This window comes from Promicromonospora sp. MEB111, assembly GCF_030209445.1.
GTDB lineage: Bacteria > Actinomycetota > Actinomycetes > Actinomycetales > Cellulomonadaceae > Promicromonospora.
The window spans coordinates 289,482-315,144 of sequence record NZ_JARVSD010000007.1; the positions used below are offsets into that span (position 1 = coordinate 289,482).

Here is a 25,663-nt window from a genome sequence, read left to right on the forward strand (position 1 = left end):
CATGCCAGCGTCAGGCCTTGAGGGCGGCCACGACGGCCGCGGCCGTCGTGGTCCCCATGCCCCGCACGCTGGCGATCTCCTCGACGCTCGCCGCCTTGAGCCGCTTGAGCGACCCGAAGTGGGTGAGCAGCACCTTCTTGCGGGCCGGCCCGAGCCCCGGGACGTCGTCGAGCACGGAGGCGGTCATGCCCTTGCTGCGCCGGCGGCGGTGCTGCGTGATCGCGAACCGGTGGGCCTCGTCGCGGACGCGCTGCAGCAGGTACAGGCCCTCGCTGGAGCGCTGCAGGATGACCGGGTACTCCTCGCCGGGCAGCCACACCTCCTCCAGGCGCTTGGCCAGGCCGCAGAGCGCGACGTCGGTGATGCCGAGCTCGTCCATCGCCTTCTTGGCGGCGGCGACCTGGGGCGGCCCGCCGTCGACCACCACGAGGCTCGGCGGATAGGCGAACCGGGCCTTCTCCTCCGGCGCGTCGGCGGCGACCTCGCCGCCCGGCAGCGCGCCGGGCAGGGCGCCGGCGGGATCCTCGTCCGCGCGGTCCTCCCCCGCCGAGATCTCGACGTCGTTGGCCTTGAGCCGGTCGGTCAGGTACCGCTTGAAGCGGCGCGTGATGACCTCGTGCATGGCCTGCGTGTCGTCGCGGGCGCCGTCGCCGTCCGACCCGCGGATGCTGAACGAGCGGTACTCGCTCTTGCGGGGCAGCCCGTCCTCGAAGACCACCATGGACGCGGACTGGTAGGTGCCCTGGGTGTGCGAGATGTCGTAGCACTCGATACGCAGGGGCGCCGACTCCAGGTCGAGCGCCTCCTGGATCTCGCGCAGCGCCTGGCTGCGGGTCGTGAGGTCGCCCGCGCGGCGGGTGCGGTGCAGCACCAGCGCGTGCTCGGCGTTCTTGCGGACGGTCTCCGCGAGCTCCTTCTTGTCGCCACGCTGCGGCACGCGCACGTCCACGCGCGAGCCGCGCAGGCCCGTGAGCCACGCGCCCACCTGGTCCAGGTCGGGCGGCAGCACCGGGACGAGCACCTCCCGGGGCACGGCGTCGCGGGCCTCGGGACCGCTCAGGTCCTGGTCGGACCCGTACACCTGCTGCAGCAGGTGCTCCACGAGCTCGCCGTCGCTGATGTCCTCGACCTTCTCGACCACCCAGCCGCGCTGGCCGCGGATGCGGCCGCCGCGCACGTGGAAGACCTGGACGGCGGCCTCCAGCTCGTCGCCCACCAGCGCGAACACGTCGGCGTCCGTGGCGTCGCCCAGCACCACCGCGTTCTTCTCGGTGGCGCGCCGCAGCGCCTCGATGTCGTCGCGCAGGCGGGCCGCCTGCTCGTACTCCATCTCGGCGGCGGCCTCCTGCATGCGCTTGGTGAGCCGGCGCTCGAACTTGGCGGTGTCGCCCGCCATGAAGTCGCAGAAGTCCAGGACCAGCGCGCGGTGGTCGTCCACGCTGATGCGGCCCACGCACGGCGCCGAGCACTTGTCGATGTACCCGAGCAGGCACGGACGTCCCGACTGGCCCGCCCGCTTGTAGACCCCCGCGGAGCAGGTGCGGATGGGGAACACCCGCAGCAGCAGGTCGAGGGTCTCCCGGATGGCCCAGGCGTGCCCGTACGGCCCGAAGTACCGGGTGCCCTTGCGCTTGGCCCCGCGCATCACCTGGGCGCGTGGCACCTCCTCACCGAGGGTCACCGCGAGGTACGGGTACGACTTGTCGTCCCGGTACTTCACGTTGAACCGCGGGTCGTACTGCTGGATCCAGGTGAACTCCAGGGCGAGCGCCTCGACCTCGGTGCCCACCACCGTCCACTCGACCGACGCCGCGGTGGTCACCATCCGCTGCGTGCGCTCGTGCAGGTGCGCCACGTCCTGGAAGTAGTTCGCCAGGCGCTGGCGCAGGTTCTTCGCCTTGCCCACGTAGATGACCCGGCCGTGCTCGTCGCGGAACCGGTAGACACCGGGCGACGTCGGGATCTCTCCCGCCTTGGGTCTATAGGTTGCTGGATCCGCCATGGCACCAACCTATGCGCTGCCACTGACAACCTGGACCGATGACGCGGACGACGACCCGGGCCGACGACGCCCGTGGCGCGGCCGGCGCCGCCCCGGTCAGGCGGGGACGGCGAGCGGCACGGGCGCGACGTGTATCGGGAAGTTGACCGAGCGCGCGATGAAGCACATCGCGTGCGCCTTGTGGTGCAGGGCGGCCACGTGCTCGTCCGTCGCGAGCTCGCCCGCGTCCGCCACGACCCGCGGGTGCAGCGTCACGTCCGTGAACGCGCCCTCGCCCCGCGACTCGACGCGCATCGTGCCCGTCGCCGCGTCCGAGTACTCCCGCACGATCAGCCCCGACTCGGCCGCCAGGTGCAGGAACCACAGCATGTGGCACTGGCTCAGGCTGACGACGAACAGCTCCTCGGGGTTGTACCGGCCCGGGTCGCCCCGGAACGCCGGGTCGGCCGAGCCCAGGAGGGGCGGCTTGTGCGCCAGGTCGATCTCGTGGTCGCGCGAGTACGCGGTGTACGACGACGTACCCGTGTCCCCCGCGCCCGTCCACCGCACCGTCACGGCGTAGTCATGCGTGGCTCCGCTCATGCTGCTCACCCTAGCCGTGCGGGGTGACGAGGGCCACGCCTCTCGGGCGGCCGCGCCGGCCGGTCAGGCCGCCGGGACCTGGCGGACCGTGACCGCGCTCTGCTCCTTCGGCGTGCGCCCGCCCTCCACCCCGACGAGCTCCAGCGCGCCCTCGCCGAACAGGTCCACGCGGTCGCCGACGACGGCGTCGACCGTGGCCCGCCGCCCGTCGTCGGACCGCACCAGGAGGCGCGCCGTCGGCACGCCGTCGCGCGGCCCGGCGACCATGACGCCCACGCGCGTGGCGCCGAACCGCGCCTGCGCGCTCTGCTTCACCCGCACGACGGGACCCGCGCCCGCGCCCGGGCCCGTGTCGTCGGCCACGGCAGCCCCTCTCCCTCGCTCGACGGCGGTCACTTCATCGACTCGCCGTAGGTCACGGAGTCGAAGTTCTCATAGAACTCGTCCGCCGACATGGTGATGGTCCCCGGCTTGGTGTTGCCGTCCGAACCGGTACCGCCGTTCGGGCCCCACGGGTTGACCAGCGTGATCGTCTTGCCGTCGGACGAGACGCTGTCCACGACGTAGACGTGGTTGTTGACGACCTCCTTGTCCGGCGGGGGATCGCCGAACCAGCCGCCGCCGTCCGGGCTGGCGGCCACGACCGGCTCGCCGTTGCCCAGCCGGTCGCGGATCGACTCCAGGCTGGGCGGGTCCTCCCACGGCAGGACGGGGTCGAGCGACTCGCTGGACGTGTCCTTGCCCGTCATCATCTCCAGCGCCTTGGACGCGCTGTCGTACTCGATGTCGTCGTACTGGCCGCCCAGGTACTCGACGGCGGCCTTCTCGTAGATGGAGATCCACGACGGGTCGCCGCTCGGGTCCCCGGCCGCGTTCTCGTACACCTGCGAGTCCACGGTGATCTGCACCGGCTCGCCGTCGTCGTAGAACGTCACCGTGTAGGTGCCGTCGTCGTTGGGCTTGATGTGCTCCCGGATCCAGTCCGGGTCCCGCTCGGCGATAGCGCCCGCCGAGGCGAGGAACCAGCAGTCCGCGAGGCTGCCCTGCTCGATCTGGCTCGCGTCGATCGCCTTGTCGTCGAGCGGCACCTTGCCGGCGTCCTCCAGCTTGCCGAGGTCGCCGGCCGCCTTGTCCTTGTCCCCCTGGCCGCCGGACGAGCTCTGGTCCGTGCCCTCCGGGCCGCGGCCGCCGCCGGTGACACCGCCGGCCGCGCCGTCGTACGTCTCGCTCGTGCGCTCCTGGGCGTCCGCGTTCGCGATGACCCGGCGGCCCACCTCCGCCAGGCCCAGCGCGACCGCGCGCAGGGCCCCGGAGTGCGTCGTGTGCCACTCGTCGAGGAAGCCCTCGTGGTCGGGTCCGGACCACGCCGTCGCGGAGACGGCCTGGTTGATCTGGCCGACGGCGGTCTCGAGCACGTCCCCCTGCTGAACCATGGTGTTTCCGAGCGTGCGAAGCGCGCTGATGTCCGCGCCGTACATCTCCGACATACCAGGCCCCCTCGTCGTCGAGATCACTGTAGAGCACCGCCACGCGGCGCCGCCACGATACTGCCCGGGTACCTCTCCCCATCCCGCCCGTCGTACGCAATGCCCGCAAGCACGCACGTCCGCGGCACGCACGAGGGCCGGACCGGACCCAGGTCAGGGTTCGATCCGGCCCTCGGGCGAGAGGAGGGCGCCGGTCCGCTCAGCCCGCGACGGCGGCCTTGCGCCGTGTACGGCTCGCCGCGGACCCGTTCGCCGTGGCCCCCTTGCCCTTGGCGGCCTTCGGCGCCCCGTTGGTCGGCGCGGCGTCCACGGGCGCGTGGCCGTCGAGGATCTCGGCGAGGTACGTGCCGGTGTGGCTCTCCGGGACCTGGGCCACGACCTCGGGCGTGCCCTGCGCGACGACCATGCCGCCGCCGCTGCCGCCCTCCGGACCCATGTCGATGACCCAGTCGGCGCTCTTGATGACGTCCAGGTTGTGCTCGATCACGATGACCGTGTTGCCCTTGTCCGCCAGCGACTGCAGCACGCCGAGCAGCCGGCGCACGTCCTCGAAGTGCAGGCCCGTGGTCGGCTCGTCCAGCACGTAGGCCGAGCGGCCCGACGACCGCTTCTGCAGCTCCGCCGCCAGCTTGACGCGCTGCGCCTCGCCGCCGGACAGCGTGGGGGCGGGCTGCCCGAGCCGCACGTACCCGAGGCCGACGTCGACCAGGGTGGACAGGTGCCGTGAGATGGCCGGGAACGCCTTGAAGAACTCCGCGGCCTCCTCGATCGGCATGTCGAGCACGTCGGCCACCGTCTTGCCCTTGAAGTGCACCTCGAGCGTCTCCCGGTTGTACCGGGCGCCGTGGCAGACCTCGCACGGCACGTAGACGTCGGGCAGGAAGTTCATCTCGATCTTGATGGTGCCGTCGCCCGCGCACGCCTCGCAGCGCCCGCCCTTGACGTTGAACGAGAAGCGGCCCGGCCCGTAGCCGCGCACCTTGGCCTCCTCGGTCTCCGCGAAGATCTTGCGGATCCGGTCCCACACGCCCGTGTAGGTGGCGGGGTTGGACCGCGGCGTGCGGCCGATCGGCCCCTGGTCCACGTGGACCACCTTGTCGAGCTGGTCCAGGCCCGTCACGCGCCTGTGCCGGCCGGCCACCCGGCGGGCGCCGTTGAGCTGGTTGGCCATGACCGTGTAGAGGATCGAGTTCACGAGCGTCGACTTGCCCGAGCCCGAGACGCCCGACACCACGGTCAGCACGCCGAGCGGGAAGGACACGTCGACGTCGCGCAGGTTGTTCTCGTGCGCGCCCACCACCGTGACCTGCCGGCCGGCGTCGACGGGCCGTCGCTGCGCCGGGAGGGGGATCGAGCGCCGGCCTGCGAGGTACGCGCCCGTGAGCGACTCCTGCTGCTCCAGCAGCCCGGCGTAGTCGCCCGAGTGGATGACGGCGCCGCCGTGCTCGCCCGCGCCCGGGCCGATGTCGACGATCCAGTCGGCCGCGCGGATCGTGTCCTCGTCGTGCTCGACGACGATCAGGGTGTTGCCCAGGTCCCGCAGCCGGGTGAGCGTGTCGATGAGCCGGCGGTTGTCGCGCTGGTGCAGGCCGATCGACGGCTCGTCCAGCACGTACAGCACGCCGACCAGACCGGAGCCGATCTGGGTCGCGAGCCGGATGCGCTGCGCCTCGCCGCCCGACAGCGTGCCGGCCGGCCGCTCCAGCGTCAGGTAGTGCAGCCCGACGTCGAGCAGGAAGCCCAGGCGGGCGTGGATCTCCTTGAGGACCTCCGTCGCGATCTGCGCCTCGCGGACCCCGAGCTCGATGCCCTTGAGGAACTCGGCGGCCTCCCCCACGGGCAGGCGGCAGACGTCGGCGATGGACAGGCCGTCCACCTTGACCGCGAGCACCTCCGGCTTGAGCCGCGCGCCACCGCAGGTCGGGCACGGGACCTCACGCATGTAGGCCTCGTACTTCTCCTTCGACCAGTCCGAGTCGGTCTCGCGGTGGCGCCGCTCCAGGAACGTCACCGCGCCCTCGAAGCCGGTCGAGTACTGCCGCTCGCGGCCCCACCGGTTCTTGTACTTGACGTGCACCTTGTGGTCGCGGCCGTGCAGGATCGCCTCCCGCGCCCGGGCCGGCAGCGCGCGCCACGGCACGTCCATGGAGAACTTCATCTCCTCGGCCAGCGCGGAGAGCACCCGCTCGAAGTACTCCGACGACGTCTGCGCCCAGGGGGCGACGGCGCCGCCGCGCAGCGTCTGCTCGTCGTCCGGCACGATGAGGTCCGGGTCGACCTCCAGGCGGAAGCCGATGCCGGTGCACTCGGGGCACGCGCCGTAGGGCGCGTTGAAGGAGAAGGTCCTCGGCTCGATCTCGTCGAGCGCCAGGGGGTGCTCGTTGGGGCACGCCCGCTTCTCGGAGAACTTGCGGGTCCGGCCCAGGTCGTCGATGTCGGCGTCGACCAGCTCGATCATCACCAGGCCGTTCGCCAGGGCGAGCGCGGTCTCCACCGAGTCGGTGAGCCGGCGCTGCACGCCCTCGCGCGCCACGAGCCGGTCCACGACCACCTCGATGTCGTGCTTCAGCTTCTTCTCGAGCGTGGGCGGGTCGGTGAGCTGGACCACCTCGCCGTCGACCCGGGCGCGGGAGAAGCCCTTGGCCTGCAGCTCCTTGAACAGGTCCGCGTACTCGCCCTTGCGGCCGCGCACGACGGGCGCCAGCACCTGGTACCGGGTGTTCTCCGGCAGCTCCAGGATCTGGTCCACGATCTGCTGCGGCGTCTGCGACTGCACCTTCTCGCCGCACACCGGGCAGAACTGCGTGCCCGCCCGCGCGTAGAGCAGGCGCAGGTAGTCGTAGACCTCGGTGATGGTGCCGACGGTGGACCGCGGGTTGCGGTTGGTGGACTTCTGGTCGATCGACACCGCGGGCGACAGACCCTCGATGAAGTCGACGTCGGGCTTGTCCATCTGACCCAGGAACTGCCGCGCGTAGGCGGACAGGGACTCGACGTACCGGCGCTGACCCTCGGCGAAGATCGTGTCGAACGCGAGCGACGACTTGCCCGAGCCGGAGAGCCCCGTGAACACGATCAGCTGATCCCTGGGAAGGTCCAGATCGACGTTCTTGAGGTTGTGCTCACGGGCACCGGAGACGACGAGACGATTGCTCACAGAGGCATCCTAGGGCGGACCACCGACATTCGCACGGGTGTTCTACGAATCAACCTGGGAGACTCGTCACACCCGCGGGGTTCAGCGGATCGCGCGCCCGTCGACGGCGCCGGACCGGCGCACGCGGGCCTGCAGGTCCAGCGCCCGCAGGAGGTCCTGCTCGTGGGCGTAGGAGCCGTCGACGAGCCGGCGGCGCACGGTGACGACCTCCTGCGCGTACTCGGCCGCCGTGTCGGGCTTCCCGAGGTCGACGTGCACCGCGACGAGGTTGGTCAGCGCGGACGCCAGGCCCGGCAGGTGCACGTCGGGGCTGCGCCCGGCGAGCTCCCGGCGCAGGCGCACGGCCTCCGTCGTCGGCTCCACGCCCTCCTCGGCGCGGCCCGCGTCGAGGAGCGCGGCGCCGAGGTTGAGCAGGGCGTCGGCCAGCGGCGGCTCGAACCGGCCGGGATCCTCCACGGCGAGCTGCTGCAGCAGCCCCACCGCCTCCTGGGTGGGCGCCACGGCGTCGGCGGGCCGGCCGAGCTCGGCGTAGAGCACGCCCAGGTTGGAGAGCGAGTGCGCCAGGTGGTCCTCGCCGGGCTGGCCGTCCTTGGCCAGGGCACGCCGGATCGCGACCGCCTCCCGCTCGAGCGGCAGGGCCTCCTCCGGCTCGCCCGCCCGGGAGTGCGTGACCGCGAGGTTGGACAGGGACGCCGCCAGCATGCGCCGGTACCGCGCCGGGTGCTCCCGGGCGAGCCGGCGGCGCAGCAGCACCGCCTCCCGCTCCAGCGAGATCGCCTCGTCGAGGTCGCCGAGCCGCGAGCGCACCGCGCCGAGCGACGCGAGGCTGTAGGCGAGCGTCCAGGTGTGCGTGGCCGGGTTCTCGCGGACCAGCTCGCGCCGCACGGCGACCGCCTCGCCGAGCGGTTCGACCGCCTCGCGGTCCCGGCCCAGCGCGGCGTACGCGTTGGCCAGGTTCGTCAGCGCGAACCCGAGCTCGTTGCGGTGCCGCTTCGGTGCCTGCCGCACCATCTCGCGGCTGAGCGCCACCGCCTCCCGCGCGAACGGCACGGCCTCCTCCGGGCGGCTCTCGGTGAGCACCACCGACCGGTTGGACAGCGCCGTGGTCAGGAACACCGACCACTGCCGCGGGTCGCGCGCCACCAGGTTCCGCAGGATCGGGAGCTGCTCGGCGAAGGTCGCGTCCTCCTCCTGGGGCGCGCCGGCGTCGTTGAGCACCACGTTCAGGCTGATCAGGACGCGTGCCAGCTCGGCCTCGGCCCAGGCCCGGTCGCGCTCCGGGGCCGCCCGGCACAGCTCGACCGCCTCCTGGTGGGCGGCCAGCGACTCCCGGCTGTGCCCGGCCCGCCAGCGCGCGCTGCCCAGGGCGTTGATCGCCGAGACCAGCGCGGTGCGGTAGCGGTCCGGGTCTCCGGCGGCGATCTTGCGCCAGGCCTCGACCGCCGAGTCCAGCACCTCCAGCGACTCCGTCACCCGCGCCACGTCCCGCAGCGCCGTCCCGAGGTCGACCAGCGCCTCCGCCCGGCCCACGGCGTCCTTCGCCACCGCGACGGCCCGCTCGCCCCGGTACACGTCGTCGACCGAGGCGTCGACGACCGACCGCTGCTTGAGCAGGAACGCGGTCCGCAGCGCGCGCGGGTCGTCGCCGTAGGAGTCGGCGGCCCGGCGCAGGAGCTCGCCCGCCAGCGCGGTCGCCTCCGGCGCCTCGGACAGCTCGACCTCCAGCCGCCGGGCGACCCGCACCACCCGCAGCGCCGCCTTGCGGGACAGCCCCCAGGTGCACGACCCGACCAGCGAGACCGACCGGCCGAGCCGGTCCACGACCAGCAGGTCGCCGAGGCGGTCGGGCCCGGCAGGACTCGGCCCGAGCTCCGCGGTGGCGGCCGGCAGCCCGAGCAGCCAGCGCGCGCCCGCGCGCGCCGGCAGGCCCGGCACCACGCGGCGCAGCACGTCGCGCGCGCCCGCCGTGTCGTCCGCCCCGAGCAGGCAGGCCGCCGCGACGACGTCCTGGACCTCGTCGAGGCTCAGCTCCAGCCCGGCCTCCCGCGCCGACTCGGCCCACGAGACCGTGGCCACGTCCAGGAGCCCGCGCAACGGGTTCGGCTCGTCCGCCGGGACCGGCGCGCCGGCCACGGTGAGGGCGGCGAGCGCCGCGGCCGCGTGCAGGTCGACCACGCGGGTGCCATGGTCGGGCTCGTCGGTCGACAGGTCCCCGAGCTCGGGCGCCGTGACGCCGAGGTGCTCGGCGAACGCGGCGACCGCGGCCTCCAGCACCGCGACGTCCGTCAGGTCGGGGGCGAGCGAGACGTCCAGCGCCGTCTGCGTGGCGTCGCCCGGCCCGAGCTGCGTCCACAGCGTCGAGCCCCAGCGCAGCCGGCGCAGCCACTCCCCCGCGACCCGGGCGAGCATGAGCACCCGGGTGCGGCCGCGGGCGGGGCGGGCCAGGGCGTCGAGCATCGCGCCGAGGCCGCGCCGCGCCGCCGCGTCGTCGACGACGAACAGCACGTCGCCGACGGGGCGGGCGCGGACCGTGGCGGCCTCCTTGCCGCGCGGCACCAGGACGACGGTCCAGCCGGACCCGCCCAGCCGGCCGCCGAGCTCGCTCGCGAGCCGGGTCTTGCCAAAGCCCGCGGGGGCGACGACCAGGCGCAGGCTGATCGGCACGTCCGTCTCCGCCCAGGAGCGGAGCTCACCGAGCTCCCGCTCACGGCCCAGGAACGGGACCACGGCTCGGGCCGGGTCGAGCAGGACGGCCGGCCACCGGACGTCGTCGTGCGGGACGTCCGAGATCGCAGCGGGGAGCGGGCCGCGGCCCACCGCCGTACGGGCGGCCCGGACCGCGGCAGCCAGCCTGGTCGACACGTCCGAGACCACCACGAGGCCCAAGTCAACCGGACGAACGTCCAACACTCAAGAGGTAGCTGACGACTCATTCACCCCGGTAACAAAGCGGGTTCCGACAGATCGGCGCCACTCAGACAATGCGGGCAAAAGTTGCATACCGCCCCCGATCGCGACATCCTTCCCTCGGCCGGGTGAGAATCCGGCCGATCCACGACCGCACGGACGAAAGGCAGGCACGTGAGCCTGAACCTGAACAAGCTCGTCGACAAGGCCTACAAGGACCAGAGCATTGCCGCGATCCTCGCGGCGCCGCCGTCGGCGCTGCTCGGCCTCACGCCGAAGCACGACGAGATGCTCGCCGAGCTCAAGATCAAGACGGTCGCGGACCTGGGCAACTGGCAGCACGCCGTGCACGCCCAGGCGCTCGTGACCCTCGCGGACGCCGAGGTGCCCGCGATCGCCGGCGACAAGTAGACCTGCCGCACCGCCCGCTCAGCACGCCGAGGGCGCCCGTCCACCACATGGTGGGCGGGCGCCCTCGCCGTCCGCCCGGCCGGGTCCCGGGGCGCCGGGTCGCGGGGCGCCAGGTCCCGGGATCAGAGCCCGAACCGCTCCACGTCGCGCATCTTGTTCGTCGCGTCCAGCGCCGCGACCTTGTAGGCCTCCGCGAGCGTCGGGTAGTTGAAGACGGTGTCGACCAGGTGGTCCACGGTGCCGCCCGTGGTCATGATCGCCTGCCCGATGTGGATTATCTCCGTGGCGCCCGTCCCGAACACGTGCACCCCCAGCACCTTGCGGTCCTCGGTGGAGACCAGCAGCTTGAGCATCCCGTAGGAGTCGCCCACGATCTGCCCGCGCGCGAGCTCGCGGTAGCGCGCGACGCCCACCTCGTAGGGCACGCCCGCGGTGGTGAGCTGGTCCTCGGTGTCCCCGCAGTAGGAGATCTCCGGGATCGTGTAGATCCCGATGGGCTGCAGCTCCAGCACGGACGAGACGGGCTCGCCGAACGCGTGGTACGCCGCCAGGCGCCCCTGCTCCTGCGAGGTCGCCGCGAGCGCCGGGAAGCCGATGACGTCGCCGACGGCGTAGATGTGCTCGACGTCGGTGCGGAACTGCTTGTCGACCTGGAGGCGGCCGCGCTTGTCCGCCTCCAGGCCGGCCGCCGCGAGGTCGAGGCCGTCGGTGGACCCCTGGCGGCCGGCGGAGTACAGGACGCAGTCGGCGGGGATCCGCTTGCCGGAGGCCAGGGCGGTGACGGTGCCCTCCGCGCCGGCGGTGACCGACGCGACGGTCTCCCCCAGCCGGAACGTCACCGACAGGTCGCGGAGCTGGAACTTGAGGGCCTCGACCACCTCGGAGTCGCAGAAGTCGAGGATCCGGTCGCGCGCCTCGACGACGGTGACCCGCGTGCCGAGCGCGGCGAAGAGGGAGGCGTACTCGATGCCGATCACGCCGGCTCCGACCACGACCATGGTCCGGGGCACCTGGCTGACGTCGAGGATGCCGTCGGAGTCGACCACGCGGACGCCGTCGAACGCGATGTTGGCGGGCCGGGCGGGCGCGGTGCCGACCGCGATGACCACCTTGTCGGCGGTCAGCCGGCGCACGACGTCGCCCTCGGCGTCGGTCACCTCGATGTCGTGCGGGCCGGTGAACCGGGCGCTGCCCACGACGGTCTCGACGTGGTTGCGGGCGAGCTGGTTGCGCACCACCTCGATCTCCCGCCCGATGACGTGCTGCAGCCGGGCGAGCAGGTCGGGGACGGTGATGTGCTCCTTGAGCCGGTAGCTGGAGCCGTAGACGTCGCGCATCTGCAGGCCGGTCAGGTACAGCACCGCCTCGCGCAGGGTCTTGGACGGGATGGTGCCGGTGTGCAGGCTCACCCCGCCGACCTGGTCGCGCCGTTCCACCACCGCCACGCGCCTGCCGAGCTTGGCGGCGCCGATCGCGGCCTTCTGACCGCCGGGGCCGGAGCCGATCACGACGAGGTCGAAGTGGTTCTCACGTGCGTCCATGCTCCGAGTGTGGCGGCCGACGGCGGCCCGTGACGAGCGTCTTCATCAAGAATTAACCGGCTGCCCCGCGCGGATGGCAGGCTGCGCCCATGAGCATCTTCGCCGTCAGCTACACCTACTCCGACGACGTCGCGACCCGCGACGAGGTCCGCCCCAGCCACCGCGCCTTCCTGCGCGCCCTCAACACGGACGGCGTCGTGCGCGCCTCGGGCCCGGTCGACGGCGGGGTCGGCGCCCTGCTGATCCTCGAGGCGGAGTCGGCCGACGCGGCGCTGGCGATCCTGGACGAGGACCCGTTCGCGCTCCGCGGGCTGGTCGCCGAGCGGGGCGTGCGGCAGTGGGACGTGGTGATCGGTGGCCTCGGCGAGTAGCACCCGCCAAATTCACCCTATACCCATCCATACAGAGGTTTTTACTTAATAGTCACGTTTCGAGCATGGCGTGGCGCGCTCCATGGTGCACATGATGCCTGTTCGAACACTGCTGACTAGGTTCGGGGAGGCACTGCATGACCTCTGTCGACGGTACATCGGTGGGATACGACCAGATCGGCCCGCGCATCTGCGTGACGCCGCCCTACTACGCACTCAGCGAGCTGACCAGCCCGGAACCCGGGCTCACCAGCGCACGGGTCCCGGTCCAGTCGCCGACGGGACGGCAGGCCACGCCGGTCAACATCGCGGAGGCCGGCCGGCACCTCGCCATCCTCGGCCTGTGCGCGGCGGCCACGACCAACCCGAGCTCCAGGCGGCACTACTACCTCGCGCACCGCGGCGTCGGCCGGATGTTTCCGGCCACCGGACCCCTGACCGCGCTCACCGGGACGGCGAGCGCGCAGATGACGGGCCGGCACCGTGCCGAGGCCCGGACCGAGCTGCGCGACGCCCACGGCAACCTCGTGGCACAGATGGACGTCGAGTACCTCGTCATGTCCGTGCCCGTCTTCCGCCGCATGATGGGCCCGCCCCGGGCACCCGACGCGGCGGAGCCGGCCAACCCCTACGGCCTGCCCGCCCCGCTCGTCGACGTCGCCACCGACACCCGGAGCGCAACGGCCAAGCTGGCGGTCGAGGCGTCGATGTGCCGGGGACACTTCGACAGCTATCCGGCGCTGCCCGTGTCCGTGGCCGGCTACGCCGCGTTCGCGCTCTTCGACCACGTGCTGGAGGCGGCCGCCGGCCCCGACTCCCGCTGGCTGCCGGGGCTCTTCCGGCTGCGGGCGGACAACCTGGCCGCGGCCGGCGAGCTCTGCACGGTGGACGTCGAGCCCTCTGCCCCGGCCGAGCCCGCCGTCCACGGCCGGGCGTTCACCGGGACCATCCGGTCCGGGGACCGGGAGATCTTCTCGATCGAGGTCGACTACACGGTGGTCTGACCAGCACCGAGAGCGAACGGCCGGCGGCCGCGCCCCCTCAGGGACGCGGCCGCCGGCCTGCCGTGCTGCTGCCCGGAGTCGCTCAGGCGGTCACTTCGTCGCGTCCTCCGGCTCGGGCGCCGGCTGGGCCGCCTCGATCCGCGCGTCGTGCGCGGACTTGATCAGGCTCGCGACCGTGCCGACCGCGAGGGAGACCACGATCACCGTGAGCGAGAGCCAGATCGGGATCTCGGGCGCCCAGTGGAAACCCTCGCCGCCGTTGATCCAGGACAGCGAGTTGGTGTGCAGCGCCTCGAGGATCAGCTTGACGCCGATGAAGCCGAGGACGGCCGAGAGCGCGTAGGGCAGGTACACCAGCCGGTCGAGCAGGCCGCCCAGCAGGAAGTAGAGCTGGCGCAGGCCCATCAGCGCGAACAGGTTGGTGGCGAAAACGATGAACGGGTCCTTGGTGATCCCGAAGATCGCCGGGATCGAGTCGACCGCGAACAGCACGTCCGTCGAGCCGATCGCCAGGAAGACGATGATCAGCGGCGTGAACAGACGACGGCCGTCGACCGTGGTGGTCAGCCTGCCCTCGTTGTACTGGTGGTGCAGCGGCAGGACCCTGCGCATCACCCGGATGAGCGCGTTCTCCTTGTAGTCGTCGTGCTCGTCCTCCTTCTCCGGGATCGCCTGCTGGATCGCCGTGTAGATGAGGAACGCGCCGAAGAGGTAGAACAGCCAGGTGAACTGCTCGATCAGGGCGGCACCGGCGAGGATGAACGCGGCACGGAAGATCAGCGCCATGATGATGCCCACCATGAGCACCTTCTGCTGCTGGTCACGCGGCACCGCGAACCGGGCCATGATGATGACGAACACGAAGAGGTTGTCGACGCTCAGGGAGTACTCCATGAGCCAGCCTGCGTAGAACTCCGCCGCCGGGGTCACGCCGCCGACGGCCCAGACGATGACGCCGTAGACCAGGGCGAGGCCCACGTAGAAGCTCACCCAGACGGCGCTCTCCTTCATGGTCGGCACGTGCGGTCGCCGTCCGACGATGAGGAGGTCGGCGACCAGCAGCAGGACCATCGCGCCGAGCGAGATCAGTTCGAAGGTCACGGGCAGTTCGTGGACCATTGTTTCCTTCCGGAACAGGGAGGAACGCGCGATCGCATCGAGCCTCCGGTGAGCACAGCAGGGCACCGGAGGTCTTCCTCGCCCGCCCGTGCACCAGCCTGGCCGAGACCACGCACCGGTGCACCACGAGCCGGCCAGGCCGAGCTGGCGTCATCGGCAGCTGTGATGACGACCGGGCCGTTCCGAGGTACTCCCCTCCAACGGAGGGAAAGCATACGGGACGTCAGGTTTGTTCCCGTACGTGATCTGCGGCACGTTCAGACGAGCGTGACCACGAGCTTGCCGCGCGCGTGGCCGTGCCCTGCCACCTGCCGGATCGCGTCCACCGCGCGCTCGAGCGGGTAGGTGGCGCTCACGATGGGCAGCAGCACGCCGTCGGCGACCATGCCGTCCAGCACGGCCAGGTCCTCGCCGCTCGTGGTCGCCGTGACGTTCACGATCCGGTACGGACGCAGCCGCGACAGCAGCGGCGCCACCACCAGCCCGGGCATCGGACCGAGCAGCCCCTCCCGGCTCCCGTCGTTGGCGAGCAGCAGCCCGCCCGGCACGAGCACGCGGCCGAGCGCCCGCAGCGGGTACCGGCCGGCGTTGGTGAAGACGACGTCGAAGCGGGGCTCGCCCGCCGTGACGTCGTCCTGCGTGTAGTCGACGACCTCGGACGCACCCAGCTCGCGCACCATCGCGGCGTTGCGCGGGCCGCACACCCCGGTCACGTGGGCGCCCCAGGCAGCCGCGATCTGCACCGCGAAGTGCCCGATCCCGCCGCCCGCGCCCGTGATCGCGATGCGCTGCCCGGCCGTGAGCTCGGCGGCGCGCAGGAACTGCAGGGCCGTGACGGCGGCCATGGGCATCGCCGCCGCCTCGACGTGGGCGAGGTCGACCGGCCGGCGGGAGATGCTGTCGACGTCCGCGAGCGCCAGCTCCGCGAACGTGCCGCCCGTCCCGAAGCCGAACACCTCGTCGCCCGGCGCGAAAGCCGTGACGCCAGGTCCGGCCTCCACCACGACGCCCGAGAGGTCCGCGCCTCGCACCGCGGGCCGCGGCCCGCCCAGACCGCCGAGCGCCGGACGGGCGATCAGCGGCTGCCCGGCGGCGTAGTGCCAGTCGTAGGGGTTGACGCCGGCCGCGTGCACCTGGACCAGCACCTGGCCCTCGCCGGGCACCGGGTCGGGGACGTCGCGCACCGCGAGAGCGTCCCAGCCGTACTTGTCCTGCGTGAGTGCCCGCATCCGGCCCCGCCACTTCTCCCGACGTGCGCTGCCACCCTGCGCGATCAGGGTCCACCGGGCCCCGGGAGCGGGTCAAGGATGAACTCGGCGCCTCACTGCAGGCAGAACTCGTTGCCCTCGGGGTCGCGCAGCACGATCCAGAACTCACCGAGCTCGGTGGCCTCGTTGACGACGCCGGCCCCGAGCGCCGTGACCCGCTCCGCCTCGGCGCGGATCTTCGCGACCCGTTCGTCGCCGGTCAGGCCGGCGGCCACGTCGACGTCGAGGTGCACACGGTTCTTGGCCGTCCTGGGCTCGGGCACCTTCTGGATGAAGATGCGCGGGCCCACGCCGTCCGGATCGCTGACGGCGTTCTTGTCGTTCCACCGCTCCTCGGGCAGGCCCCAGGCGGTCAGGGCCTCCTCCCACGAGCCGAAGCCAGCGGGAGGTGCGTCGCGCACGTAGCCGAGCACCTCGCACCAGAAGTCGCCGAGCGCGCGGGGGTCGGCCGCGTCGAAGGTCACCTGGAACGTCAGGGCCATGGCGCTGCACTCCGTCCGAGTCGTGGGTCCGAGTCGTGGGTCCGTGTCGTGGGTCCGTGTCGTCCTTGCTGTGCCGCCCGCCTTGCCGTCCTTGCCGTGCCGTCTGCCTGTCCCGCTCGCGGCCCGCGACGGCCTCAGGCCGTCGCCGCCTGCATCTGCCGCAGCTCCTTCTTGAGCCCCGAGATCTCGTCGCGCAGGCGCGCGGCGACCTCGAACTGCAGCTCCGCGGCCGCGGCGTGCATCTGGTCGGCGAGCTCCTGGATGAGCTCGGCCAGCTCGCTCGCGGCGGCACCCGCCAGCCGGTTGCCCGACGTCGCGGCCTCCTTGGGCGTGCCCGGCACCGGGGCCCGGCCCTCGCCCTTCGACCTGCGGCTGTTGCGGTACCCGCCGGCCAGCAGCTCGGCGGTGTCGAGGTCCTCGCGCGCGAGCATGTCCGTGACGTCGGCGATCTTCTTGCGCAGCGGCTGCGGGTCCAGGCCGCGCTCGGTGTTGTAGGCGATCTGCTTCTCGCGGCGCCGGTTCGTCTCGTCGAGGGCCATCTGCATGGCCGGCGTGATCTTGTCCGCGTACATGTGCACCTGACCCGACACGTTACGTGCCGCGCGGCCGATCGTCTGGATCAGCGACCGCCCGGACCGCAGGAAGCCCTCCTTGTCGGCGTCGAGGATCGCGACCAGCGACACCTCGGGCAGGTCGAGACCCTCGCGCAGCAGGTTGATGCCCACGAGCACGTCGTACTCGCCGAGCCGCAGCTCGCGCAGCAGCTCGACGCGGCGCAGCGTGTCCACGTCGGAGTGCAGGTAGCGCACCCGGACGTTCCGCTCCAGGAAGTAGTCCGTGAGGTCCTCGGCCATCTTCTTCGTCAGCGTGGTCACCAGGACGCGCTCGTTGCGGTCCACCCGGTCGCGGATCTCGCCCAGCAGGTCGTCGATCTGGCCGGTCGTCGGCTTGACGACCACCTCGGGGTCGATCAGCCCGGTGGGGCGGATGACCTGCTCGACGACACCGTCGGACAGCGAGCGCTCGTAGTCGCCGGGCGTGGCCGAGAGGTACACGGTCTGCCCGATGCGCTCGGTGAACTCCTCCCACTTCAGGGGGCGGTTGTCCATCGCGCTCGGCAGGCGGAAGCCGTGGTCGACGAGCGCGCGCTTGCGGGACGCGTCGCCCTCGAACATCGCCCCGATCTGCGGCACCGTCTGGTGCGACTCGTCGATGACGAGCAGGAAGTCCTCGGGGAAGTAGTCGAGCAGCGTGTTGGGTGCGGTGCCCGGCTCGCGGCCGTCGATGTGCATCGAGTAGTTCTCGATGCCGGCGCAGGTGCCGATCGAGCGCATCATCTCGATGTCGTAGGTGGTGCGCATGCGCAGCCGCTGCGCCTCCAGCAGCTTGCCCTGCTTCTCCAGCTCGGCGAGCCGCTCCTCGAGCTCCTTCTCGATGCCGGCGATGGCGCGCTCCATGCGCTCCGGGCCCGCGACGTAGTGCGTGGCCGGGAACACGTAGATCGACTCCTCGCTGCGCACCACGTCGCCCGTGAGCGGGTGCAGCGTCTGGATCGACTCGATCTCGTCGCCGAACATCTCGATCCGGATCGCGAGCTCCTCGTACACCGGGATGATCTCCACGGTGTCGCCGCGCACCCGGAACGTGCCGCGCGTGAACGACATGTCGTTGCGCGTGTACTGCATGGTGACGAACTGGCGCAGCAGGTCGTCGCGGTCCACGACGTCCCCGACGTCGAGCCGGACCATGCGGTCCACGTACTCCTGCGGGGTGCCCAGGCCGTAGATGCAGGACACCGAGGCCACCACGACGACGTCCCGTCGGGTCAGCAGCGACGAGGTGGCCGAGTGCCGCAGGCGCTCCACCTCGTCGTTGATCGACGAGTCCTTCTCGATATAGGTGTCCGTCTGCGCGATGTACGCCTCGGGCTGGTAGTAGTCGTAGTACGAGACGAAGTACTCGACCGCGTTGTTGGGCAGCAGCTCGCGGAACTCCGTGGCGAGCTGCGCGGCGAGCGTCTTGTTGGGCGCCATGACCAGGGTGGGCCGCTGGAGCTTCTCGACGAGCCAGGCCGTGGTCGCGGACTTGCCCGTACCCGTGGCGCCGAGCAGCACCACGTCCTTCTCGCCCGCCTGGACACGTTCGGTCAGCTCGGCGATGGCCGTCGGCTGGTCGCCGGCGGGCTGGTACTCGGAGATGACCTCGAACGGGGCCACCGTGCGCTGCAGATCGGTCACGGGTCGCATGTCACTACCGTACGGCGGACCACTGACACTCCGGTGCGCGGGGCCCGTCCGGGCCCCGTCCGGGCCCGCTCAGCGCCCGCTCAGCGCCCGCTCAGTGCAGCGTCCCCGCCGCCACGGCCGGCTCCGTGACCTCGCCGCGGGCCGCCGCGAGCGCCGTGCGCACCACGATCTCCAGGGCCCGGGCGAGCTCGCCGACCGGGAGGTGCGCCTCGCCGCCGTCCACGAGGGCGGACGCCGACGCCTCCGCGCCGACCTCCTCCGTGGTGCGCGGCACGTGGACGAAGCCCGAGAGCACGCCGGGCCGCCCGGCCAGCGCGTGCTGGAGGGCGTAGAAGGTGGCGTTGCAGACGTACGTGCCGGCGCTGTACGTGACGCCGGCGGGGATGCCCGCCGCCCGGACGGCGTCGGCCGCCGCCTTGACGGGGAGCGTGGCGAACCGGGCGGCGGGGCCGCCCTCGACCACCGGGGCGTCGACGGGCTGGGCGCCGCCGTTGTCGGGGATGCGCGCGTCCATCAGGTTGATCGCCACCCGCTCGACCCGCACCTGGGTGACGCCGGCGGCCAGGCCCACGGCCACGACGACGTCGGGCACGTGCTCGTCCAGCAGGCTCAGCAGCGAGCCGTCCGCGCCGCGGACCTGGTCGAACTCGACCGGGAGGACGGCGGTGACCAGCTCCTCGGGTCCCGCCCAGCGCTCCGCGAGCGCCGCGACCGCCTCCGCGGAGGCGTTGACCGCGTCACCGCCGAACGGCTCGAACCCCGTGACCAGAACCTTCATCGTGGCTGCTCCTCCCCGGGGCGGCCCGGTTCACACGGTGTCCGCCTCCGCCTCCTGCGCGACCTCGCCGGCCACGCGCTGCCACAGCGTATCGACCTGGGAGCGCAGGTCGTCCTCGCTGCCCGAGCCGTCGAGGGTGACGTCCGCGGCGGCGAGCCGCTCGTCGTCGCCCGCCTGTGCCGCGATGCGGGCGCGGGCGGCGTCCTCGGTCAGGCCCCGGCCCTCCACGAGGCGGCGCACGCGCAGCTCCGCGGGGGTGTGCACCACGACGACGAGGTGGAAGTGCTCGGCCTGCCCGGTCTCGACCAGCAGGGGGATGTCGTGCACCACGACGGCGGCGGGGTCGGCGGCGCCCGCCATGGCCTCGCGCTCCGCCGAGAGCCGACGCACCTCGGGGTGGACGATCTCGTTCAGGCGGCTGCGCGCGGCGGCGTCGGCGAACACGAGGGCCCCGAGGGCCGGCCGGTCGAGGCCGCCGTCCGGCGTCAGGACCCCCGGGCCGAACGCCTCGACGATCTCGGCCAGGCCGACCGAGCCGGGCGCGACGGCCTCCCGGGCCAGCAGGTCGTGGTCGACGACGACGGCGCCGAGCTCGGCCAGGCGCACGGTCGCGACCGACTTGCCGGCCGCGATCCCTCCGGTCAGTCCGATGCGGAACATGTGGTCCTCAGTGCCGGGATCGTTGGATTTCTGCCGCGGTCCCGGTCCGCACGTACGGTGTGACCGCACGTCCCGCGACCCGGACGGGCACGGGACCACAGTACGCCAGGCAGAAGGAGCACGATGATCGTCGACAGGGGCCGGCCGGCATGGCTCACCTGGACCGTCCGGGCGGTCGCGGCCGCCGGGCTGCTCGTCGTGCTGTGGGCCTGCCTGACCGCGTGGGGCGCGGTGGTGCACGGGCATCCCGCCTACGCGGTGCTGCTGGGCCTGACCGTCCTGGGCTGCGGGTGGGCGCTGTGGCCGGGCCGCCGGCCGCGTCCGGCCCGGCCGGCCGGACGCCGGGTCCTCGACGTGGCACTGGTCGTCGCGGGGCTCGTCTGGATCGCCGCCATGGCCTGGCTGCGCCTGTTCACGGCCGTGGAGCCGGCGCTGACCGCGATGTACTCGGACGAGTCCGTGACCGTCACCGAGTCCGCGACGCGCGTCGTGCTCGCGCCCGCCGGGGAGACGGACGGGGACGCTGCGGAGGACACGGCCTCCGACGGGGACGCAGCCGGGACCGCCGTCTTCTTCCGCCCCGGGGCCAAGGTCGAGGCACGGGCGTACGCCGCGGTCCTGCGCCCGCTGGCCGAGGCGGGGCACACGGTGGTGATCGCCAAGCAGCCGCTCGCCGTCGCGTTCCTCGCCGGCGGGGCGTTCGACGCCGCGCGGGCCGAGGTGCCCGCAGCCGAGCGCTGGGTCGTGGGCGGGCACTCGCTGGGCGGCGTCGTCGCGTCCACGGACGCCGCCGGCGCGGCGGACGACGCCGACGCGCCCGCCGTCGGCCTGCTCCTGTACGCGTCCTACCCGGCCGAGGACCTGAGCTCGCTGACGCCGGCGGTCGAGTCCGTCTCCGCCTCGCGGGACGGCCTCGCCACGCCCGCCACGATCGAGGCCTCGCGGGCGAACCTGCCGCCGTCCACCACGTACACCGTGGTGGGCGGCGCGGTCCACGCCTTCTTCGGCGACTACGGGCCGCAGCCCGGCGACGGCACCGCGACGATCACCCACGACGAGGCCCGGTCCCGGATCTCCGAGGTGAGCAGGACGTTCGTCGACTCGCTGGGCCGGTAGGGCCGGGCGTCCCGGGTCCGCAGACCCGGGCCGGGTCACCGGGCTGTCGTGTCACAGAACCCGACCCCTGCCCGGTCGGTCGGTTGTGAGCGTGCCGTGCCGCGGCGCGCGAGACGAGAGGAACCTCGATGACCCCCATCCAGCATGCCCTCACCGACGTCCTCGACATCGCGTACGTCGAGGACGGGCCGGTCGGCGGTCCGGCAGTGGTCCTGCTCCACGGATATCCCTACGACGTCCACAGCTACGTGGACGTCGCACCCCGGCTGGCGGCGCTCGGCTACCGGGTCGTCGTGCCCTACCTCCGCGGCCACGGTCCGACCCGGTTCCGCGACGACCGGACGCCGCGCTCCGGCCAGCAGGCGGCGCTCGGCGCGGACGTCCTCGGCCTGCTCGACGCCCTCGAGATCCCCGAGGCCGTGCTCGCCGGCTACGACTGGGGCGGCCGCGCCGCGTGCGTGGTGGCGGCACTGCGGCCCGAGCGGGTCACGGGACTCGTCAGCGTCAACGGCTACCTGATCCAGGACGTCGCCGCGTCGGCGCGACCCATCCGTCCTGACCTCGAGGCCGGCTTCTGGTACTTCTACTACTTCCTCACCGAGCGCGGACGGGCCGGCCTGACGGCCAACCGCCGTGAGATCGCCGAGGTGATCTGGCGCCGTAACTCGCCGGCGTGGGACTTCGACCAGGCGACGCTCGACCGAGCGGCGGCCGCGTTCGACAACCCCGACTACGTCGACGTCGTGCTGCACTCCTACCGGCACAGGCTGGGCGCGGCACCCGGCGCACCGGAGTACGACGCCTTCGAGCACGCCCTCGCACCGTTGCCCCCGGTCGGGGTCCCGACGGTGACCCTGGCCGGCCTCGCCGACGGCAACTTCCCCGTGATCGACGGGGTCCCCGACACCAGCCGCTTCACGGGCCCCCGCCTGCACCGTCGGGTGCCGGACGCCGGGCACAACCTCCCCCAGGAGGCACCGGACGCGTTCGTCCAGGCGGTGCTCGACGTGACCCGGCTGGCGGCCGGCCGTACCTCCCGTCGACCGGCATCGCCGCGCTGATGCGCGACGTGCCGGTCGACGGGAGGTGGCCGGAGTGGGGGGCAGCCGCCGGAGCGCGCCGCCGGGCTCAGACCCGGGCCGGCGTCCGCGCGACCTTGCGCTCGGGCGTGAACGCCACCGGCAGCACGGCCGGGTAGCGCGACCACGGCGACGGCGCCCACGTGACCTGCGGGTCGGTCAGCCGCAGGTCCAGGCGCTCCATCAGGCTCTCCACGGCGATCTTCACCACGAGCCGCCCCGGCCGGCGGGCGGGGCACGCGTGCGGCCCGACGCCGAACGACAGGTGCGACCGGTTGCCGGCCTCGAACAGGTCGTCCTCGGTGCGCACCCGCGGGTCGTTGTTCGCCGCGGCCAGGCCCATCACGATCGCGTCGCCGGCCCGGATCTGCGCCCGGCCCAGCGTGCAGTCCGTGACGGCGTACCGGGCCGGCAGGTTGGCGACGGGCGGCTCGCCCCACAGCGTCTCGTCCATCGCGTCGTCCAGCCCGCGGCGCACGCCCGTGACGCGACCCGTGTACCGCGGGTCGGTGAGCATGCGGCGCAGCGTGGCCGCGATCCAGGTCACGAGCATCTCGTTGGCGGCGCAGATCGCCACCACCATCGAGTGCACGATCTCCGTGTCGTCCTCGAAGTTGGGGTGCGCGACGAACTTGGCGGTCAGGTTGGGCCCCGGGTTCTGCCGGGTGGCCTGCACGTGGTCCAGCACGATCTGGTCCATCGTGGTCAGCGCCGCCACCGCGTCGCCGCCGTGCCCGAACACGCCGTGGGCGCAGCGCAGCAGGGCGATCCCCTGCGGCTCGCTGAAGCCGAACATGCCCGAGACGGCCAGGAACGACACCGCGGCCGCGTACTCGCCGATCAGGTCCGCGTCGCCCCGCTCCGCGAACGAGTCGATGAGCCGGCCGCAGACGCCGCGCACCATGGCCGCCGTCTGCGCCTCGTCGATGGCGGCGAACGCCTCGTCCACCGGCAGCCGCAGGCGCCGGTGCTCCGCGCCGTCGGCGTAGTACAGGGCGCGCCGCCCGGCCGGGGAGAGGATCGCGTGCAGCGACGAGTCCATCGGCAGCCGCTCGGTCCAGTGCCGCGGGTCCCTGGCGAAGACGCTCTCCGTCCGCATCACCTCCATGACCTCGGCGTGCCCGAGCACGAGCCAGCCGGGGACACCCGGCTCCAGGTCCACGGGGGCCACGGGGCCCCACTGGTCCTGCAGCTCGCGCAGCGCCGCCGTCATGTCCTCGGCGCCGGTCAGCTCCACCAGCGCCATCCGGCCCCCGCTGCGTTGCGGCTCCAGGTCAGGCATGGCACTCCACCCGTCGTTATTCATGGACTCATCCATCGATTCATGGGGCGACCTGCGTAGACGCCCGATCGAGGGTTTCTATCACGGCCGACCAGGAACGCGTAACACCCGTGTGGTCCGGATCACCCCCGGGTGCCCGCTACGGCCGGATCAGGTGTCCGCGCGAGGTGTCCGCGAGGCTCCGTGGCCGCCGCCGGCCCGTCCCCGTGGGACGATTCGACGGTGAGGACGATCCGACGGTGAGCATGCACGGAGGCGGCGGGAGCATGGGCGGGGGCCGCACCCTGCGCTCCTTCACGCAGGACGGTTCCGTCACCCGGCAGCGCCTCGGCTGGGCCACCCTGCGCCGCATCGTCTCGTTCGCGCGGCCGTACCGGGGCCGGCTCATCGCGTTCGTGCTGATCCTGGCCCTGGAGGCCGCGGCCGGGGCGGCCACGCCGCTGCTGTTCCAGCGGATCATCGACCGCGGGATCGTCGACGGCGACACCCGCCTGGTCGTGCTGCTGGCGGCTGCCGCCGGCCTGCTCGCGATCCTGGCCGCCGGGCTGTCCGTCGCGGACCGGCTCGTCTCGTCCCAGGTGGGCGAGGGTCTCATCCTCGACCTGCGGGTCGCGGTGTTCGACCACGTCCAGCGCATGCCGCTCGCGTTCTTCTCCCGGGCCCGCACCGGGGCGCTCGTCCAGCGCCTCAACGGCGACGTGCTGGGCGCGCAGCGCGCCTTCACCTCGACCCTGCAGACCGTCGTGTCCAACACGCTGACCATCACGTTCACGCTCGCGGCGATGTTCACCATGTCCTGGGAACTCACCCTCGGCGCGCTCGTGCTGGTCCCGCTGTTCGTGTTCCCGGCCCGCTGGTTCGGCCGCCGGCTCGCCGGCCTGACCCGCCGCGGCATGGAGGTCGACGCCGACCTGGGCCAGGTCATGAACGAGCGGTTCAACGTGGCCGGCGCCCACCTCGTCAAGGTGTTCGGCGACCCGGACGCCGAGTCCGAGCGGTTCGCCGGGCCCGCCCGCGAGCGCCGCGACCTCGGTGTGCGGACCGCGCTGTTCGGCACGTGGTTCCGGGTGGGCCTGTCCACCGTCGCGTCCCTGGCGGTGGCGGGCGTCTACGGGTTCGGCGGCCTGCAGGCGATCGCGGGCGAGCTCACCGTGGGTACCGTCGTGGCGCTGGCCACGTACCTGACACGGCTGTACGGGCCGCTCACGGCGATGGCGAACGTCCAGGTGGACGTGATGACGGCGCTCGTCTCGTTCGAGCGTGTGCTGGAGGTGCTGGACCTGGAGCCCTCGGTCGCCGAGCGGGAGGACGCCGCCGACCTGCGGGCCGCCGTCGCCGCCCGGGGCGCCTCGCTGTCGCTGACGGGCGTGACGTTCCGCTACCCGCGGGCCGAGGACGTGTCGCTGGCGTCCCTGGAGTCGGTGGCCGGGCCCCGCAAGGACCCGACGACGGACACGCTGCGCGACGTCTCCTTCGAGGTCCCCGCCGGCTCGATGGTCGCGCTGGTGGGCCCGTCGGGCGCGGGCAAGACGACGGTCTCGCAGCTCGTCAGCCGCATGTACGACCCGACCGCCGGGACCGTCCGCATCGCCGGCCACGACCTGCGGGACGTGACGTTCGCGTCGCTGCGGGCCACGGTCGGCGTCGTCTCGCAGGACGCGCACCTGTTCCACGACACCGTCGCGGCGAACCTGCGGTTCGTCCGCGCGGAGGCCACCGACGCCGACCTGGAGCGGGTGCTGCGCCAGGCGCGCATCTGGGACCTGGTCGACCGGCTGCCGGAGGGCCTGGAGACCGTCGTGGGCGACCGCGGGTACCGGCTGTCGGGCGGCGAGCGGCAGCGCCTGGCGATCGCGCGGCTGCTGCTGCGGGCGCCGGACATCGTGGTGCTCGACGAGGCCACGGCGCACCTCGACTCCGAGTCCGAGGCGGCCGTGCAGGTCGCGCTCGACCAGGCCCTGGCCGGGCGGACGTCGCTGGTCATCGCGCACCGGCTGTCCACGGTGCGCGCCGCCGACCGCATCGTGGTGCTCGACGACGGTCGGGTGGTCCAGTCCGGGACGCACGCAGAGCTCCTCGCCACGGGCGGCCTGTACGCCGACCTCTACCGGACGCAGTTCGCCGAGGCATCCTGAGCTTCCGGGCCACTGCCGGGCCGGGCGGACGGCACC

20 protein-coding genes are annotated in these 25,663 nt (G+C 72.8%); 6 read left to right on the forward strand and 14 right to left on the reverse strand.

Annotated elements, in window-relative coordinates:
• Nucleotides 1-10 precede the first annotated feature (10 nt).
• The 6 genes from uvrC to QRN56_RS08160 all read right to left on the reverse strand — a co-directional run bounded on the left by uvrC (nt 11) and on the right by QRN56_RS08160 (nt 10,090).
• Nucleotides 11-2,002 carry an excinuclease ABC subunit UvrC gene (gene uvrC, locus QRN56_RS08135; RefSeq protein WP_285102316.1) on the reverse strand — a complete coding sequence of 664 codons (1,992 nt, stop codon included), beginning with the start codon at nt 2,000-2,002 and terminating at the stop codon, nt 11-13.
• Between the two features lie 96 nt (nt 2,003-2,098).
• Nucleotides 2,099-2,584 (reverse strand): OsmC family protein, encoded by a 486-nt coding sequence (locus tag QRN56_RS08140; protein ID WP_285102317.1) that lies wholly within the window; start codon nt 2,582-2,584, stop codon nt 2,099-2,101.
• 63 nt (nt 2,585-2,647) lie between these two features.
• Nucleotides 2,648-2,947, reverse strand: coding sequence for a hypothetical protein (locus tag QRN56_RS08145; RefSeq protein WP_285102318.1), 300 nt, complete (start codon nt 2,945-2,947; stop codon nt 2,648-2,650).
• 29 nt (nt 2,948-2,976) lie between these two features.
• Nucleotides 2,977-4,017, reverse strand: coding sequence for a C2 family cysteine protease (locus QRN56_RS08150; protein ID WP_285102319.1), 1,041 nt, complete (start codon nt 4,015-4,017; stop codon nt 2,977-2,979).
• A gap of 253 nt (nt 4,018-4,270) precedes the next feature.
• Nucleotides 4,271-7,228 (reverse strand): excinuclease ABC subunit UvrA, encoded by a 2,958-nt coding sequence (gene uvrA, locus QRN56_RS08155; RefSeq protein ID WP_285102320.1) that lies wholly within the window; start codon nt 7,226-7,228, stop codon nt 4,271-4,273.
• Nucleotides 7,229-7,309: 81 nt separating this feature from the next.
• On the reverse strand, nt 7,310-10,090 hold the full coding sequence (locus QRN56_RS08160; RefSeq protein ID WP_285102321.1) for a tetratricopeptide repeat protein: 2,781 nt from the start codon (nt 10,088-10,090) through the stop codon (nt 7,310-7,312).
• A 219-nt stretch (nt 10,091-10,309) separates the two neighbouring features.
• On the opposite strand from QRN56_RS08160, the gene QRN56_RS08165 reads away from it, so the two are divergent.
• The gene (locus QRN56_RS08165; protein WP_020014780.1) at nt 10,310-10,546 is read left to right on the forward strand and encodes a hypothetical protein; all 237 of its coding nucleotides are present in this window, start codon (nt 10,310-10,312) and stop codon (nt 10,544-10,546) included.
• A gap of 122 nt (nt 10,547-10,668) precedes the next feature.
• Here QRN56_RS08165 and sthA read toward each other — a convergent pair whose 3' ends face one another.
• The gene (sthA, locus tag QRN56_RS08170; RefSeq protein WP_285102322.1) at nt 10,669-12,087 is read right to left on the reverse strand and encodes a Si-specific NAD(P)(+) transhydrogenase; all 1,419 of its coding nucleotides are present in this window, start codon (nt 12,085-12,087) and stop codon (nt 10,669-10,671) included.
• An 89-nt stretch (nt 12,088-12,176) separates the two neighbouring features.
• On the opposite strand from sthA, the gene QRN56_RS08175 reads away from it, so the two are divergent.
• Together QRN56_RS08175 and QRN56_RS08180 are read left to right on the forward strand one after the other, a co-directional pair.
• On the forward strand, nt 12,177-12,458 hold the full coding sequence (locus QRN56_RS08175) for a YciI family protein (RefSeq protein ID WP_285102323.1): 282 nt from the start codon (nt 12,177-12,179) through the stop codon (nt 12,456-12,458).
• A gap of 137 nt (nt 12,459-12,595) precedes the next feature.
• Nucleotides 12,596-13,462 carry a hypothetical protein gene (locus QRN56_RS08180; RefSeq protein ID WP_285102324.1) on the forward strand — a complete coding sequence of 289 codons (867 nt, stop codon included), beginning with the start codon at nt 12,596-12,598 and terminating at the stop codon, nt 13,460-13,462.
• A gap of 90 nt (nt 13,463-13,552) precedes the next feature.
• On the opposite strand, the gene QRN56_RS08185 is transcribed toward QRN56_RS08180, so the two are convergent.
• The 6 genes from QRN56_RS08185 to coaE all read right to left on the reverse strand — a co-directional run bounded on the left by QRN56_RS08185 (nt 13,553) and on the right by coaE (nt 20,015).
• Complete coding sequence (locus QRN56_RS08185) at nt 13,553-14,581, reverse strand: TerC family protein (RefSeq protein ID WP_285102325.1); 1,029 nt, start codon at nt 14,579-14,581, stop codon at nt 13,553-13,555.
• A gap of 257 nt (nt 14,582-14,838) precedes the next feature.
• On the reverse strand, nt 14,839-15,810 hold the full coding sequence (locus QRN56_RS08190; protein ID WP_285102326.1) for an NAD(P)-dependent alcohol dehydrogenase: 972 nt from the start codon (nt 15,808-15,810) through the stop codon (nt 14,839-14,841).
• 92 nt (nt 15,811-15,902) lie between these two features.
• Nucleotides 15,903-16,331: a VOC family protein gene (locus tag QRN56_RS08195; RefSeq protein WP_285102327.1), complete on the reverse strand. Its 429-nt coding sequence runs from the start codon at nt 16,329-16,331 to the stop codon at nt 15,903-15,905.
• Between the two features lie 134 nt (nt 16,332-16,465).
• Nucleotides 16,466-18,577 (reverse strand): excinuclease ABC subunit UvrB, encoded by a 2,112-nt coding sequence (gene uvrB / locus QRN56_RS08200; RefSeq protein ID WP_285102328.1) that lies wholly within the window; start codon nt 18,575-18,577, stop codon nt 16,466-16,468.
• Nucleotides 18,578-18,668: 91 nt separating this feature from the next.
• Entirely contained in the window at nt 18,669-19,355 is a 687-nt protein-coding gene (locus tag QRN56_RS08205; RefSeq protein ID WP_285102329.1) for a pyroglutamyl-peptidase I, read from the reverse strand.
• A 30-nt stretch (nt 19,356-19,385) separates the two neighbouring features.
• Complete coding sequence (gene coaE, locus QRN56_RS08210) at nt 19,386-20,015, reverse strand: dephospho-CoA kinase (protein ID WP_285102330.1); 630 nt, start codon at nt 20,013-20,015, stop codon at nt 19,386-19,388.
• A 123-nt stretch (nt 20,016-20,138) separates the two neighbouring features.
• Between coaE and QRN56_RS08215 the strand changes: the two genes are divergently transcribed.
• Nucleotides 20,139-21,131, forward strand: a complete 993-nt coding sequence (locus QRN56_RS08215) for an alpha/beta hydrolase (RefSeq protein WP_285102331.1) — start codon at nt 20,139-20,141, stop codon at nt 21,129-21,131.
• A gap of 128 nt (nt 21,132-21,259) precedes the next feature.
• Nucleotides 21,260-22,192 carry an alpha/beta fold hydrolase gene (locus QRN56_RS08220; RefSeq protein WP_285102332.1) on the forward strand — a complete coding sequence of 311 codons (933 nt, stop codon included), beginning with the start codon at nt 21,260-21,262 and terminating at the stop codon, nt 22,190-22,192.
• 67 nt (nt 22,193-22,259) lie between these two features.
• On the opposite strand, the gene QRN56_RS08225 is transcribed toward QRN56_RS08220, so the two are convergent.
• Nucleotides 22,260-23,492, reverse strand: a complete 1,233-nt coding sequence (locus QRN56_RS08225) for a cytochrome P450 family protein (RefSeq protein WP_285102333.1) — start codon at nt 23,490-23,492, stop codon at nt 22,260-22,262.
• A 245-nt stretch (nt 23,493-23,737) separates the two neighbouring features.
• Between QRN56_RS08225 and QRN56_RS08230 the strand changes: the two genes are divergently transcribed.
• Complete coding sequence (locus tag QRN56_RS08230) at nt 23,738-25,627, forward strand: ABC transporter ATP-binding protein (protein WP_285102478.1); 1,890 nt, start codon at nt 23,738-23,740, stop codon at nt 25,625-25,627.
• Nucleotides 25,628-25,663 lie beyond the last annotated feature (36 nt).

What these genes read in the sequence shown, in the direction of transcription:
- QRN56_RS08195 (WP_285102327.1), bottom strand. Translation starts at nt 16,331, where the DNA reads ATGGCCCTGACGTTCCAGGTGACCTTCGACGCGGCCGACCCCCGCGCG.
- QRN56_RS08230 (WP_285102478.1), top strand. Translation starts at nt 23,738, where the DNA reads ATGCACGGAGGCGGCGGGAGCATGGGCGGGGGCCGCACCCTGCGCTCC.
- coaE (WP_285102330.1), bottom strand. Translation starts at nt 20,015, where the DNA reads ATGTTCCGCATCGGACTGACCGGAGGGATCGCGGCCGGCAAGTCGGTC.
- QRN56_RS08175 (WP_285102323.1), top strand. Translation starts at nt 12,177, where the DNA reads ATGAGCATCTTCGCCGTCAGCTACACCTACTCCGACGACGTCGCGACC.
- QRN56_RS08180 (WP_285102324.1), top strand. Translation starts at nt 12,596, where the DNA reads ATGACCTCTGTCGACGGTACATCGGTGGGATACGACCAGATCGGCCCG.
- QRN56_RS08220 (WP_285102332.1), top strand. Translation starts at nt 21,260, where the DNA reads ATGACCCCCATCCAGCATGCCCTCACCGACGTCCTCGACATCGCGTAC.
- QRN56_RS08185 (WP_285102325.1), bottom strand. Translation starts at nt 14,581, where the DNA reads ATGGTCCACGAACTGCCCGTGACCTTCGAACTGATCTCGCTCGGCGCG.
- QRN56_RS08150 (WP_285102319.1), bottom strand. Translation starts at nt 4,017, where the DNA reads ATGGTTCAGCAGGGGGACGTGCTCGAGACCGCCGTCGGCCAGATCAAC.
- QRN56_RS08140 (WP_285102317.1), bottom strand. Translation starts at nt 2,584, where the DNA reads ATGAGCGGAGCCACGCATGACTACGCCGTGACGGTGCGGTGGACGGGC.
- QRN56_RS08205 (WP_285102329.1), bottom strand. Translation starts at nt 19,355, where the DNA reads ATGAAGGTTCTGGTCACGGGGTTCGAGCCGTTCGGCGGTGACGCGGTC.
- QRN56_RS08225 (WP_285102333.1), bottom strand. Translation starts at nt 23,492, where the DNA reads ATGCCTGACCTGGAGCCGCAACGCAGCGGGGGCCGGATGGCGCTGGTG.
- uvrB (WP_285102328.1), bottom strand. Translation starts at nt 18,577, where the DNA reads ATGCGACCCGTGACCGATCTGCAGCGCACGGTGGCCCCGTTCGAGGTC.
- QRN56_RS08215 (WP_285102331.1), top strand. Translation starts at nt 20,139, where the DNA reads ATGATCGTCGACAGGGGCCGGCCGGCATGGCTCACCTGGACCGTCCGG.
- QRN56_RS08190 (WP_285102326.1), bottom strand. Translation starts at nt 15,810, where the DNA reads ATGCGGGCACTCACGCAGGACAAGTACGGCTGGGACGCTCTCGCGGTG.
- uvrC (WP_285102316.1), bottom strand. Translation starts at nt 2,002, where the DNA reads ATGGCGGATCCAGCAACCTATAGACCCAAGGCGGGAGAGATCCCGACG.
- sthA (WP_285102322.1), bottom strand. Translation starts at nt 12,087, where the DNA reads ATGGACGCACGTGAGAACCACTTCGACCTCGTCGTGATCGGCTCCGGC.